Annotated in this window: 11 protein-coding genes and 2 pseudogenes; 6 read left to right on the forward strand and 7 right to left on the reverse strand. The window is 57.8% G+C overall.

Features of this window, described 5'->3' with window-relative positions; all coding sequences use genetic code 11:
- Positions 1-43: 43 nt before the first annotated feature.
- A complete protein-coding gene (locus J2Y48_RS24955) occupies positions 44-325 on the forward strand; it encodes a hypothetical protein (RefSeq protein ID WP_310424235.1) in 282 nt (93 codons plus the stop codon).
- A 617-nt stretch (positions 326-942) separates the two neighbouring features.
- On the opposite strand, the gene J2Y48_RS24960 is transcribed toward J2Y48_RS24955, so the two are convergent.
- Positions 943-1,140 (reverse strand): hypothetical protein, encoded by a 198-nt coding sequence (locus J2Y48_RS24960; RefSeq protein WP_310424237.1) that lies wholly within the window; start codon positions 1,138-1,140, stop codon positions 943-945.
- A 550-nt stretch (positions 1,141-1,690) separates the two neighbouring features.
- Between J2Y48_RS24960 and J2Y48_RS24965 the strand changes: the two genes are divergently transcribed.
- Positions 1,691-1,825 (forward strand): hypothetical protein, encoded by a 135-nt coding sequence (locus J2Y48_RS24965; RefSeq protein ID WP_310424240.1) that lies wholly within the window; start codon positions 1,691-1,693, stop codon positions 1,823-1,825.
- 794 nt (positions 1,826-2,619) lie between these two features.
- On the opposite strand, the gene J2Y48_RS24970 is transcribed toward J2Y48_RS24965, so the two are convergent.
- From J2Y48_RS24970 to J2Y48_RS24995, 6 genes and pseudogenes are all read right to left on the reverse strand, one after another.
- Positions 2,620-2,913, reverse strand: a complete 294-nt coding sequence (locus J2Y48_RS24970; RefSeq protein ID WP_310424242.1) for a hypothetical protein — start codon at positions 2,911-2,913, stop codon at positions 2,620-2,622.
- A 418-nt stretch (positions 2,914-3,331) separates the two neighbouring features.
- Positions 3,332-3,721, reverse strand: a pseudogene (locus J2Y48_RS24975) (PRC-barrel domain-containing protein).
- 111 nt (positions 3,722-3,832) lie between these two features.
- Positions 3,833-4,183: a hypothetical protein gene (locus J2Y48_RS24980; RefSeq protein ID WP_310424248.1), complete on the reverse strand. Its 351-nt coding sequence runs from the start codon at positions 4,181-4,183 to the stop codon at positions 3,833-3,835.
- A 9-nt stretch (positions 4,184-4,192) separates the two neighbouring features.
- Positions 4,193-4,474: a DUF982 domain-containing protein gene (locus tag J2Y48_RS24985; protein ID WP_310424250.1), complete on the reverse strand. Its 282-nt coding sequence runs from the start codon at positions 4,472-4,474 to the stop codon at positions 4,193-4,195.
- 636 nt (positions 4,475-5,110) lie between these two features.
- The gene (locus J2Y48_RS24990) at positions 5,111-6,337 is read right to left on the reverse strand and encodes a biotin/lipoyl-binding protein (RefSeq protein WP_310424253.1); all 1,227 of its coding nucleotides are present in this window, start codon (positions 6,335-6,337) and stop codon (positions 5,111-5,113) included.
- Between the two features lie 3 nt (positions 6,338-6,340).
- Entirely contained in the window at positions 6,341-6,781 is a 441-nt protein-coding gene (locus J2Y48_RS24995; RefSeq protein ID WP_310424256.1) for a hypothetical protein, read from the reverse strand.
- Positions 6,782-7,255: 474 nt separating this feature from the next.
- Here J2Y48_RS24995 and J2Y48_RS25000 point away from each other — a divergent pair.
- The 4 genes and pseudogenes from J2Y48_RS25000 (at position 7,256) to J2Y48_RS25015 (ending at position 12,469) form a co-directional block, all read left to right on the forward strand.
- A pseudogene (locus J2Y48_RS25000) lies at positions 7,256-7,884 on the forward strand (tyrosine-type recombinase/integrase).
- 909 nt (positions 7,885-8,793) lie between these two features.
- On the forward strand, positions 8,794-10,500 hold the full coding sequence (locus J2Y48_RS25005; protein WP_310424259.1) for an arylsulfatase: 1,707 nt from the start codon (positions 8,794-8,796) through the stop codon (positions 10,498-10,500).
- A 78-nt stretch (positions 10,501-10,578) separates the two neighbouring features.
- Positions 10,579-11,604 (forward strand): HAD family hydrolase, encoded by a 1,026-nt coding sequence (locus tag J2Y48_RS25010; RefSeq protein ID WP_310424262.1) that lies wholly within the window; start codon positions 10,579-10,581, stop codon positions 11,602-11,604.
- Between the two features lie 58 nt (positions 11,605-11,662).
- Positions 11,663-12,469, forward strand: a complete 807-nt coding sequence (locus J2Y48_RS25015) for a hypothetical protein (RefSeq protein ID WP_310424265.1) — start codon at positions 11,663-11,665, stop codon at positions 12,467-12,469.
- The last annotated feature ends 488 nt before the right edge of the window (positions 12,470-12,957 follow it).

Below are 12,957 nucleotides of genomic sequence, written 5' to 3' on the forward strand. Positions count from 1 at the left end.
AACCCACGTCAACGCGATAAAATAGGGCGGGTCGATAGCGCAAATGATTGAAAGAACGACAGAGACGCAAATAACGTTCGAACATCCGTTTGTCCTGGGTTGCCTGGTAGCGCCTTTGCAAGCCGGGACTTATCGCCTCGTCGTTGACGAGGAGCTTATCGAAGGTCTCAGCTTCTCCGCCTACAGGCGCGTGGCTACTCATCTCGAGATACCCGCGATCTCCACTGTCACCGCCACCCGTCAGTTTCTGCGGGTGTCCGCAGCGGAGATCGAGAGCGCCCTTCTAAAGGACGCAGGAATACCAACCGGCAATCCAGTGCTCTAAGAGAAAACACAGCATGCCGAAGAACAGCAACGGTCATGCAGTTGATAGCCCCGTCAAAGCATCATTCCCAGCGTCGGCAACGACGAGATAGTCTGGGACTCCTCGCCGCCATTCCAAAGTGCACAGTTCGGCGTTGATCTCGACCTGCTGTCCTGCCACCTAAAACGCCGTCATTTTTGCGGGAATGCCCGAAGACATGGCTTGCACCCCTCTTCGGAGTGACGTGAGACCCAGGTCTTCCAACAGGTGGGCCAGTCACTCGAACATACCAACCTACCCGCCCGAACGACCATGCCACCAAGGGGCGTATCGCAGACGGGCGCTCCGGCGACGCACGAGTGTCCGCTTAGCGCCATACGCGGACTTCAGGTCGCCCTCGATAGATGACCGACTCGGGGCCGATGGCCGACCGTCCGCTGCCAAAACACCCAACACGAAATGCGGACATCGGAGCTTTTGTCGCCCAGGTCCGGTATCTGCCCTAAGCAGACGCCAGACCAAAAGACGTCATGTCTCAATGAGGGCGTGTTCGACCACGGGCTGAGTTACGTGGCTCCGCCATACGGCAGGGCCCAATTGCAGTCGGAGCGAAACAATATCGCTGCTGAATAGCACTCTCATTTAGACGACGGGCCAATACGCTTGAGTAAGTCCCAGATCGGGAGCGCAGCGAGACCACCGATGACGCCCGCCACATAGCTCGGAATGGATCCGGCAAATACTGCCTGCCAGATAAGGCCAATCACGTAACTGGCCGCCAACATCGTTATCACCGTTATGATCAGTCGCTGCCAGAGAGGAAGGTGCGTGTCCATGAAACCGTAACCGTGAAACGAGGATGATCTGTCGATTCAGCCGTTGTTATAAACCATAAAATCTACACCCGATAAAATTTTGCACTCCGCGCAGTGAACAGTAGTCGCGAGATGCGCGAAGTCGGTATCCGACAGCGAGCATGTCTCATTCGGCACAACCGCAGGGAGTTTTTAGTAGCATAGCCTAGTTTGCATAGCGCCGACGCTCGCACGGCGGCAGGCGCTTCGTCGACCCCCGTTATCATGCAAAGCAGGCAAAGGAGCGCACCCTCAGAATTTCGGGTTGGGTGAAAATAGCCTGCTGGTGCGGGGGCGAGGCCCGGGGCGGGAGTAGCCACGCAGACTTTCGACCCGCCCCCCATCGACCCGCCCCCATCGACCGGCGCCTTCGGCATGGGCCGACTTTCTGCCGCTTGTACTAAAACATTTCCTCTTGCGAGGGGGCTTCGGTTGTGGAGCGGGGTTTACGCTTTCAACCGCTCCTTCCTTTTTTCGATTCAGGCCATAGTTACTCGCTGTATTCACTTCATTTTTTTAAGGAGAGAGGGCTATGGCTACTTCCGTCCTTACCAGTGTTCTGATCACATTTCTGGTGATCGTGCTGGTTCTCTATCTGATCAATCGGCTGCCGCTAGACGGCCGCGAGGTAGAGCTCGTGGGGATGGTTCCCGGCCGTCGTCGGTGAGCACGACCTTGGCCCCGGCAAGAGCCGACAGAAGCTCGCCGGATGCGGCGCTTTCGACGTGGCTCTGCGGCCGCAAGGCAGATTCCGTGCCCGCCGAGTGAAGCAACCTTTGCACTACACGCTTTAAGGTCGAAATCTACCCTAGTAGAGCAACAACAGTCAGGGAGCTTCAAGACTTCGGCTCGGATCCCAGACGCTGATCAGAAGCAGGCAAAGGAGATGCAGGTTTTTTTCGCTCTTCGAGCTCCGCTGCGATCCACTCCAGAAAGAGGTTGTAGGCCACCGCCAACAAGGTGGGATTAGCCTAACTCCGTGTCCGAAAAACCGGCAGCAGGCCAATCAACTGGCTGTCATCAGAAGCGTGACCCACGCGATGAATACTAGCGATAAGATGAGAGCCCACTGACCTAGAACTTCATCGTGGAGCAGGGAAACTACAAGAGCACGTGCGTTCAGGTAGGTGAGGCGTAAGGTTTCGGAGAACATGGCGTCCTCCTTTCGGATTGGGGCCAGGGTAGCCAGCCCTCAAGCAGCAGCGCCCGTGATATTGTCTGCTGAAGTGATGATTATGGGCTCTACTACGCCTATTAGCAAACGGTCAATTGAGATCGCTTCGAGGCTGAATCGGCAACGAGAGAGATGTGCTGTCGTACGGTGCCGACGCAATTTACTGCGTTGATACGGGCTGCCGCAATGTCGCCGGGCTAAGTCGTTGGTAACTGCCTTGTTCTGGTCGGAAAGCCCAAACCATCACGACTGAGAACAGCACGAGCAAAGCACAGATCAACAATCGACTAGACATCGTCGTTCACCCCCATAAGGGCGCCACCCTCATTTTCCCATGCCCACAGGTCCATCAAGTGATCTTGTCGTGGCGTGCCGACACTGCGGTGCTCAAGATTGTGCAGCATGAAGGAGGGATCAGTTGTTCCGGACCGGAATTGCTGGATGAGGTAGGCTGCTGCTGCGCGATCTAGCTTAATATCGGATGCCAATTTCGAAGTGCCGTAGCCGGCTAGCAGCAAAACGGCGCGCATCATTCTGATGTCTTCAGTGTCCATATATTGCTGAGGAAAGATGGAAGACATGACGTCCTCCTTTGTCGGGGCTAGGGCTTTTTGACCCTAAGCAGCGGCGCCCGTAACCTGGCCGCTGGAGTAGAAACAATGCGCGTTTTTGCAGACGCTAGCAAGCGATCAACTTAGGTCACTTCAAGGAACGCGGGCGTCCCGCAAGGGAAAGGCCCCCTTTGGCCAGAGCGGGGCGGGAGGGCAGCGTAGCGCTGCGGTTGGTCCTGACCATCCCGCAGTATCAGCAAGCCATCGTCCGGTGACATAATCGGTTGACGGATATTAAAAAGCGCTAGGCTAAGCACAATGGCGAGCAAGGCAAATAGCAGGAGCACGAAGGTTAGGCCTGACTTCTCCATGGCTGCGTTATAGCACGGCTGATCGAAATACCGCACGCCGCCGTCAGTGCGACGGGTTTTGATACTGGAGGAGCCAACTAGCGCACCCAGCGACCTTCGTATTTGAATTCGGGCGCCCTCTGCAGTTCTTCTTTGGTCGCGTTCATACGGCCGTCCACTTCTTGTCGTTCTCAAGATAGGTGACTTGTATGGCCGCCGGGCCGACCGTAACGTAGTGGTCGCCCATCCCGAGAAATCCACCGACCGAGACGATGTATCCGTTGAGCTTGCCTTCGGCGATGACCAGATCCTTGATCTCACCGATTGCCTCCCCGGCATCGTTGGTGACGTTGAGACCGTGTAACTCAACACATCTGGCGGCTGGACAGTGACGAAAGTCTCGGTTGTCGTGGTTTCCGCCGTCTGAGCGTAAGCGCCGCACCACCGATCATGGTGGTGGCGGCAAGTGCAATCAGAGAACTTCGCATAGTCGACCCCTATGGTGAGTGCCTACAGGATCTCAAAACGTGCTGAAGTGAACAAAGGTTCCTGCAGATCTCGCACTCTGTGTCCTCAGATGAGGGGCAGAGATTGAGACGTCAGCGGGCAATCTTGGCCAAGTCCCTCAGCCGTTGTTGCTCGCCAACGATCATGTTCTCAATCTCCTGGGGTGTCTCGATCACGTTAAAGGTGGTGAGACCATTGCGAGATGCGGCGAGCGTAGCAACCTGAGTGAATTCACCCCCATCGTATCGTCGAAAGTTGACCACATTGTCCATGTTGACGTGTAGGGATCCGCTGCTGTCGTGAAGTTCAAGCCACATTTCTGGGCCCTCAAGGTTGACCATGCCAGTCTGAAAAGCGCCCCCCGCTTCGCGCGTGACGTTGTGAAAACGGCCCGGGCAAATCAGTCCCAGTTCTACTCTCTTCGTCCAATATATCGGCTCCACTGCGTGCCTTCATCCCCTCCACGGAATTAGAAACGCCTCAAGGCCAGCGTTGTTCCTGCATGTGCCGCCATCGGGCACTTCGACTAACGCGTCTCGGGCATGGTCCGGCGACACGTGCCCATTAAGGATTGCAACGCACGCGATACGAGCATGCAGGTGAGCCTGTCCAGCTTCCGCTGGCCATCGGTTCAGCAGGATTTCAGGAGCGTCGCTCGTGGTGATCACGACGCGGTAGTTCCCGGTCTTGCCGAGTTCCAGTTCGACACCCTTATCCCATGGTTTCGGATCCATGCCCGGATCATATCACAGCGCGCCGTAGGGCGGGGGACAGCAGCATGGATCAGAGTGACGCGCTGGATATGGACGCCACTCGGCTACAGCGGTGGGTGCTGGAAGGGCAAGTACGAGGCCATGAGGCACACCCGCCGCGACGGGAGGCCGGGATCGCATCAATCCCGACGTTTCCGGCGCCGGAGGTGCAGGGCTGATCAATGCCACCAGCAGGAGAGATCACTGAGAAGATCGATGAAGATCCCCGATCAAAACGGCGTCCGATCGACTTCATAGACTCGCCGGCTTGCCACCGGTCCCAGATCTCAGATCGCTGAGCAGCCGAAAAATACATGCGACGTCGATGCTCCATGGCCCACACTCCATCTTTGACAAAAGACGAGTGTGTTGCGCTCACCAATTGAGCCCACCGCGCATTGCGGACATAATCGGTATTTGCGTCTGCGTTCGCGTAGTATACGAGCCGAGCTTTCGTCGGGTCATTTCGCGTGAGAGAATTGATTCCGGGACGATTTCAAGCAGAAGGCGCGCCAAGTCGTGCCAGACGCATTCATTAGGTGCCCCGGGGTACGAAGAATGTCTCGCCGCCGAAGTTTCAGCGTATAAGTCGGGGTCCGCGCCCACGAGCCGGCAACTTCAATGGCCGGACAGGACGAGGGTCTGCACCGGGAGCAGCACTGCCTGCATCCTCAGGATCATCGCATGCACGAGCCCGACAGTATCGACGGCGTGCAAGAACAGCCATCGAAACGTGCCGATATTCTTGTCGGCGAGTGCGTCATGATTATTTGTGTATGCATTCGCGATGCAACTGCTCCCCCTCGGAACACCATCCAACCCTCCAGGAAACAGTGGTTGCAGGTAGACTGTCAGCGTTCCTGGCTGACCCATTTGCTGAACATCAATCAGTTGATCGCTAGCGCGCAGTTGGCCGGCCGCGATGACATCCTGAACATCTGTCACCACCATTGGAATGATCGTGAAAGGCTTTCCTACGCAGGTTGCTTCGGCGATCATTCCTCGCTTAATCACCTGCGCTTCAATCTGCCCAAAACCTGCAATAAGGGTGCTTCGCCCAGCATTTTCCGGCACCAGAATACCGGCGGGGCGCAGCATTGCGTTCACAACGTCGCCGGGGCGTAACGCAAACTGTTGCACCGTACCGGCGACGCCAGCCCGCACGAGGGTCTTGTCCAGTTCGACCTGCGCCTCCGCGAGGGCTGCTTCGGCGCTTGCCTTTTGGGTTGGGAATAAAACGCCGATCTGTGTCTCCAGGGTCTCTTTCTTTGCGAGCGCTGCATCTACCGCACCTTTGCGGCTATCGATTGCTGTTGCCAAGCGTTCGACTTCGCGCCTGGAAACAGCACCACTGGCCACGAGCTGTGCCTTCATCTCGTGTTCATCGACCGCCATTTGATAGGCACCCTGAGCCTCCTGGATCAGGCCATCCACCCCCGCAAGTTCGGTTTGCGCTACAGTCGTCTCCGCGACGATTTCGGCGATGCGCCGGCGAGCAGTCTCGAGGGCGGCCTCTTGCTCTGAACCGTCGAGGCGGAAGAGCGGTGCGCCGGCTTCGACCTTCCCATTTACCTCAACATAAACCTCTTCGACGCGACCGATCGTCTCCGGCAGAATCGTGACAGTCCGGAATATCGCCGTGACGTTCCTGGTTGAAGGGTGGAAGTAGAAAATCATCGTGATCAGTGACACTGTCAGCAGTAAACAGGCAGTAATGCCCCAGCGGAGCTCGTACCACATGCTATAAAGAGTAATTTCACGGCCGATCCGCTTTCCCTGAGCATAACGTCTATAAAGATAATCAGGGAGGATCGTTAGAATGGAGCAGAGGAACAACTCGAACATCGATCAGATACCCTCTCCGGGCGCATCCGACTTGGGCGCTGGCTCAGCCGGCACGACCGGTTCTTCGGATATCAGTGCAGGATCGCCTGTCGATTCCGCATCCCGGCCGGAAAGCTTCGCCAGGGATTGCGCGATGGAGTAAAGCGGTGACGAAAAATCTGGGATATGGATAAAGGCCAGTAGCAGACCGGCGATCCAGAAAAGGTGGTTGTGCGTAAAAAGCGAAATCAAAGCCAGGACGGCCACGACCTCCATCTGCACCATGCTTGTGCGATGCGCCATGCGCTCGGGGACGGCATGAAGTTGGAAGTACAAATTGCCGATGACAAGCACTGCCAACAATAGGAAAATGGCAACGGCAACGAACAGATAATCGGTTTGCCCCGGCGGGCTAATGAAGACAGGCAAGTGCTCAATCGCGGCTGGATGAATCGTTTGTTCCATTCCGGCATGCTACCTCAAGAAAGAGTACGGCTTATCAGCGCGGTGCGAACTTGGATGTGAGAGTACGGCTTCCTGCAGCTTAGACAAGTCGGTTTCGCGCGATTTTTGTTTCCGGGTCGGGGCAAGGGAATACCGCGGTTGACGTCGGCCCCCAATTCGCATGGCCTTGAGTTGGGGCAGAATTCGGGACCAAGCGGGCGTCCGCTGTTGGGGCAATCCAGTCGTCAGACCTTGCCGCTGCGATGTCTGCTTTCGGGAAGCGGCCAAGCTGGTCTCTACGGCCGACATGGGGGCGCGCAGCAGTCCTTCACAGGCGCGGCGGGAACGACTGGGATGGGTCAAATCACGTCGATGCCCGCTCCGGTCTGAAGGTCCGCTTCTGTAGATCTGCAGCCTCGAAGCTGCCGGTCCGCTGTCGGCCCCCTCACTTTTCTCATTCTTCTCGCGGCCATTGTTGGTCAAAGGAGAACGAAAATGGGTATTGCACAATATGATCCTAGCGCACTGGGACGACCGGCTTGGAACGCGGGCCGACGGGTCGGCGTCAAGAAACCGCTGAAACAGCGCCAGATTTGGGCGATCCGCTTCTTCCTCGACCGGGACCCATGAGAGATCACGCCTTGTTTGACCTCGCAATCGACAGCAAGCTGCGTGGTTGCGATCTCGTCAAAATGAAAATCGGAAGCCTCGTGACGGGAATGGAAATTCGAACCCGAGCCATGGTCGTGCAGCAAAAGACCGGCCGTCCGGTTCAATTCGAAATCACGGCAGACGTGAGGGCAAGTTTGCTTGCATGGCTTGAGCGGCGAGGTGGAACAGTTGACGACTACGCCTTTCCCAGTCGAGTCGACCGTGCCGATCATCTGAGTACTCGCCAATATGCCCGCTTGGTCGACGAATGGGTGACCGCGATTGGTCTACGACGCGAAGACTACGGCACGCACTCGCTTCGGCACACTAAAGCGGCAATGATCTACAAGGCGACAGGCAATCTTCGCGCGATTCAAATCTTGTTGGGGCACACTAAGATCGAAAATACGGTCAAGTACCTTGGAGTGGACATTGAGGATGCACGGGAACTAGCGGAGCACACAGAGATCTGAGCTCGTGCGGCCCCGCACCCCGCGGGGCCATACCTCTTCCGAATCAGCGCCCGTACAGTAGGTATAGGACAAGTGCGATTAGGGTCGCAAGCATTGCCATGACTATGCGATCAACCCATCGCATGAACTTCGATTTCGAAGGGTTGCCGCCTATCCCATAACTGAACGCGTCGATGAGAAACTCAAGAAGGTCGTGCATCGGCGATAGGCTTCGGTTTAGGTGTTCAGCCGCTACTGGTGGCCCAAGGCAGAGTAAGAAATCGAGAGAATGGCGGCTTAGGGCCAAAGGTGGCCCTTGCGCGACGCACTGGCGCTCATTGAAAAATCTCACAGGCACGTCTCCGGGAGGCAATTGGCGTCCGGGAGATCGGCAGATACAGGAAGAACGTTTTGCCAGGCGCCTTGTGGCGCGTCATGAAGTCGATGCCGCGATCCCTCAGGCGCGCCCAAATGGCATTCTGCAGACGCCTGCACCGGTCGCTTTAGATTGTGCGCTAGAAACGAAGTCCTCGCCATTGTCTTTCTAAGCAGCCAGGAGGCTGAGTAATCCATTCGTATTACTCATTAAAATGGCACCGACAGAAAGGTGTAGACATGGCGTGAAAGTGCAGGTTTCGACCGCAGCATGTGTTTTTCAGAGATAGTGCTCGTCTTGAAAAAGCCACTTCTCTCCGATTGATTTTAGGTACTCGGGTTGGTCTCTCGACACCCAAGATTCAAGTTGTCGACCAGCACGCTTGGGTCATCTAAGCGAATTTAGATTCGGCTTTGCATCGTGGCGCTATGCCACCCAAACACCTCGCAATGAAACAATGGAGTCGCTGGCCCGCGTCGGTGCATCATGGCGCTTCAAGTCTGCGGTCACCGCCATTTTTCACCGTCCAAGGCTCTCGGATGGAGGGACGTGAAATGCCTCGTATAAGAGCAACGTGCGTCGCAGCAGCATTAACGGCGGCGAGTAGTCTCTGGGCAGGCACCGCAATCGCGCAGGCCCAGGAAACCAGACCCAACATTCTGTTCATCATGGGAGACGACATCGGCTGGATGCAACCCAGTATCTATCACCAAGGCCTTGAGGTGGGGGAGACGCCCAACATCGACCGCATTGGCAATGAGGGTGCGAAATTCCTGACCTACTACGCCGAGCAGAGCTGCACGGCTGGGCGCACCGCCTTCATCACCGGCATGCAGCCGGTGCGTGTCGGCATGGTCCTGCCGGAAATTCCCGGAAGCCCGTCCTACCTGCGGGCCGGCACGCCTCACCTCGCCAGGTTCCTGAATGATCTCGGCTACGTGACAGGTGAGTTCGGCAAGAACCATCTCGGAGATACCACCGAATCCCTGCCGACGGCACACGGGTTCCAGGAATTTTGGGGCTACCTCTATCACCTCGACGCCATGCAGGGTGTGAGCTTCCCCGATATCAACAAGAACCCAACCGAGCAGGGAATCGCGCCGCCCTGCAGAAACACGCCGATCCCAGGACTTACGCAGGATCCCGCGGCCGTCGACCCCAAAACAACAACGTGCCTGACGCCGCCGCGTCCGGTGCTCGCCTGCACATCCTCCGACGGGTCGCCGGCCAATCAGACCTGCAAGGACGAAGGGCCGCTGACGCTAGAGCGCTCCAAGACGATCGACGAGGAGATTTCAGGCAAAGTCATCGACTTCCTCGACCGCAACGATCCGAAGAAGACCAACAAGCCGTTCTTCGTCTGGTACAATCCGGCCCGCATGCACATCACGACGGTCCTGCCGGACAAGTATCTGGCGATGGTCGGTGAGCCCGGCGGCAAGGACTGGGGCGTCAACGAAGCCGGCATGAAGCAGATGGACGACAATATCGGCTACGTCCTGAAGAAGCTCGAGGAGATGGGCGAACTCGACAACACCATTGTCGTCTTCACCACCGACAACGGCGCCGAGACGATCACTTTTCCAGATGGCGGCACGACCCCATTCAAGGGCGGCAAGCTGAGCACCTGGGAGGGCGGCATGCGGGCACCGCTGGTCGTGCGCTGGCCCGGCCATATCCAACCCGGAACGGTCAAGAACGAGATCTTCGCCTCGCTTGACTGGCTGCCCACCTTCGTCGACATCGCTGGCGGCCCCAAGGGCGACGGGCTGAAGAAACAGATCGAGGCGGGCAAGTATCCGGGAATCGTCAAGACCACGCTCGACGGGATCGATCAGCGCGACTTCCTGGAAGGGAAATCGCCATCCGCGCGCGACTCTTTCTTGTACTATTCCGGCAAGGAGCCATCCGCGGTCCGCTACAAGAACTGGAAGATGTATTTCGCCATGGTCTCCGACGATCCGGCTGGGTTCATCCATGGTGTGCAGCCCTACTCCTGGACGCAGGTGGTGAACATCAAGCGTGACCCATTTGAGACGTCCGTCGGTCAGCAGATCAAGACACTCTTCGGTATGGCCGGCGCCATCGCCTCGCCGTCCACCGCCTATGTCTATGACTGGAACGTCCTGCCCATCGGCCAGCAGTTGTGGCTGAAGCATCTCGAGACCTACATCGACTTCCCGCCGCTTCAGGACCCGGCAAGCTACAATCTGGAGCAAGTGATGCAGCAGGTCCGGGAAATGAAGACAGGTCATGACTGACGCGCAGGCGAATATCGACGGCGTAGCGGACGCCCTTCGGGGCGTCCGGCATCGATCTGATGCGGATGGAGGGTTCGAATGTACCCGAAACGTGCATTCCGCACGCATCTGGCCGGATTTTCCCTCGGGCTGTACGCGTGGTTGGCGGTTGCCACGGCCCAGGCTCAACCCGACCCCCTGCCGTCCTGGAGCGATACCGTGGCCAAGCAGGCGATCATCGAGTTCGTGCAGGCGACGACGGACAATACCAAGCCGACCTTCGTTCCGCCCGAAGAGAGGATCGCAACCTTCGATCAGGACGGCACGCTTTGGGTGGAACACCCGATGTCCAGCCAGATAATCTTTTGCCTGGACCGCGTTCCAGCACTGGTTGCGGCCAAACCTGAACTGAAGGACGCCGAGCCCTTCAAGACTGTGCTGGCCGGGGACCGTAAGGCGATCGCCAAGCTGCCGATGGCCGATTTGGAGAAGATCCTCGCCGCCACGCTTTCCGGCATGACGGTGGCTCAGTTCGCGGACGAGGTCAGCAAGTGGATCGCATCGGCAAAAGATCCGCGATGGAAGCGCCCCTATACCGAACTCGCCTACCGGCCGATGAAGGAAGTTCTCGGCTATCTGCGCGACAATGGCTTCAAGACCTACATCGTCACCGGCAGCGACCAGGACTTCGTGCGTGTCTACGCCGAGAGCACCTACGGGATCCCGCCCGAGCAGGTGGTGGGGACGGCCGGCGGAACGACCTATGGCTATGGCAAGGACGGAAAGCCGTTGCTGACCAAGGACCCGAAACTTCTCCTCAACGACAACAATGCCGGCAAACCGGAGGGCATCCACCTGATGATCGGCAGACAACCGGTGATCGCTTTCGGCAATTCAACCGGTGACAAGGAAATGCTCGAATATACCGAAGCAAGCAACGGCCCGCGGCTCGCCGTGCTCCTCCTGCACGACGATGCAGACCGGGAATATGCCTATGGACCGGCAAATGGCTTGCCTGAGACCAAGGTCGGCCCCTTCACGCAAGAGCTTTACGACGAAGCCATGAACGACGGCTGGGTCGTCATCAGCATGAAGAACGACTGGAGGCGTGTGTTCGCGGACTGACCGCGCAGTTTCGCCTGCACATGCGACTTTCAAGTACCCTGAAATGCAGGAGGTCATCATGACGCGCAGAACTGCTGTCTTTCTTTCCGTGTTCCTTGGCGCAAGCCAGTTCATCCCTGGCTCAGCCATATCGCAGAACGCCGGCGTCAAGCCGCACGTTCCGCTTGCCAAGACGATCGGCCAGGTAACGCCGACAGGGCCTGTTCCATCGCTTTTCGTATTGAACTCCGCCGGCGCAAGACTGGAGGGGACCACGCTGACGATGACCGGCGTTTCGATGAACTCAATCGTCTTCGCCGATCGCCCGGTTCGTGCGGCCGGTCACCTCGCAACCGAACAGTTCATCATGCAATGGGACGAAGGCAAAGGCAGCTTCTCCACAGATCCGCCCAATGCCACGATTTCGGTCCTCGGCGGGAACGGGTCGAAGGTCGAAGATGCCGTCGTGACGATCATGAAGCCCAAGCTCGAGGGCGGGAACCTGACGTTTGAAGTGGCGGTCCTTGAAGGAAGCCTGTCGGGCGGAAGCGGCCCTGCAGCACTGTTCATCGACCGTGGCGGCTTTGGCGGCGGTGGCTTCGGTGGTGGCGGTGGCTTTGGCGGAGGCTTTGGCGGAGGTCGAGTTGGCGGAGATTTCGCCGGAGGCGATCGAATGGGCGCGGACGCGCATGTGAACGACGTCCATGCCAATTACTGGCACGCACCAGAATACCATGGCGCCTGGTATGCCGGTGCGCCAGTAGCGACCGGGGCCGCCATCGGCGCAGCAGTGGCCACCCGGCCCTACCGCTACGGTTACGACTACGGCAATCCCTACTATAACGCCGTGGGTCCTTGTGGATATTACCCCTATCCGCCGTGCTGAAAGTTCGCCGATAGTGGCTCGAAACCTTACGGTCGCACTCAAAAGAGCTGGTCGCGCTCACTTGCGAGCGGGGTGGCCTCTCTTGACAGTCGGGCTGACGGAGAGAAGCTGGCAAGCAGTAGCACCGGTGGCGCGACCTCGCGCCACGGCGCTTTTCTCTCCAACTTAGCCTATCTCAAAAGTGACGAGCGACGCGTGTCAACGGCAAAATTCGCCCGAGCACCACGTCGTTCACGAAGGGCCGTCACTTGGCATTATGACCGCTTCTCTAATCGGGCATTTGGGTCAAGCTCTTTTGATCGTCGTTGGCCTGATCGTTCACGCGGGTCACGCTTCTCTTCGCAGTCTACTGACTCTTTGCGTTTGGAGCCGCTGCATGCATGCCTGGGATCGGGGTCTGGAGAGCCTCGCTTTGGGGCGCGCTCGAAGCGCAGCAGTCATAGGCGGCTTCATCCATCCCGTCGTCCGCATGGGACGATCCGGCCGGG

It is taken from the genome of Mycoplana sp. BE70, assembly GCF_031455855.1.
In the GTDB taxonomy this organism is placed as follows: domain Bacteria; phylum Pseudomonadota; class Alphaproteobacteria; order Rhizobiales; family Rhizobiaceae; genus Mycoplana.

Coding starts and splice junctions, on each gene's coding strand:
- J2Y48_RS24955 (WP_310424235.1), top strand. CDS start 44: ATGATTGAAAGAACGACAGAGACGCAAATAACGTTCGAACATCCGTTT.
- J2Y48_RS25005 (WP_310424259.1), top strand. CDS start 8,794: ATGCCTCGTATAAGAGCAACGTGCGTCGCAGCAGCATTAACGGCGGCG.
- J2Y48_RS24985 (WP_310424250.1), bottom strand. CDS start 4,474: ATGGATCCGAAACCATGGGATAAGGGTGTCGAACTGGAACTCGGCAAG.
- J2Y48_RS25010 (WP_310424262.1), top strand. CDS start 10,579: ATGTACCCGAAACGTGCATTCCGCACGCATCTGGCCGGATTTTCCCTC.
- J2Y48_RS24990 (WP_310424253.1), bottom strand. CDS start 6,337: ATGTTCGAGTTGTTCCTCTGCTCCATTCTAACGATCCTCCCTGATTAT.
- J2Y48_RS24970 (WP_310424242.1), bottom strand. CDS start 2,913: ATGTCTTCCATCTTTCCTCAGCAATATATGGACACTGAAGACATCAGA.
- J2Y48_RS25015 (WP_310424265.1), top strand. CDS start 11,663: ATGACGCGCAGAACTGCTGTCTTTCTTTCCGTGTTCCTTGGCGCAAGC.
- J2Y48_RS24960 (WP_310424237.1), bottom strand. CDS start 1,140: ATGGACACGCACCTTCCTCTCTGGCAGCGACTGATCATAACGGTGATA.
- J2Y48_RS24965 (WP_310424240.1), top strand. CDS start 1,691: ATGGCTACTTCCGTCCTTACCAGTGTTCTGATCACATTTCTGGTGATC.
- J2Y48_RS24995 (WP_310424256.1), bottom strand. CDS start 6,781: ATGGAACAAACGATTCATCCAGCCGCGATTGAGCACTTGCCTGTCTTC.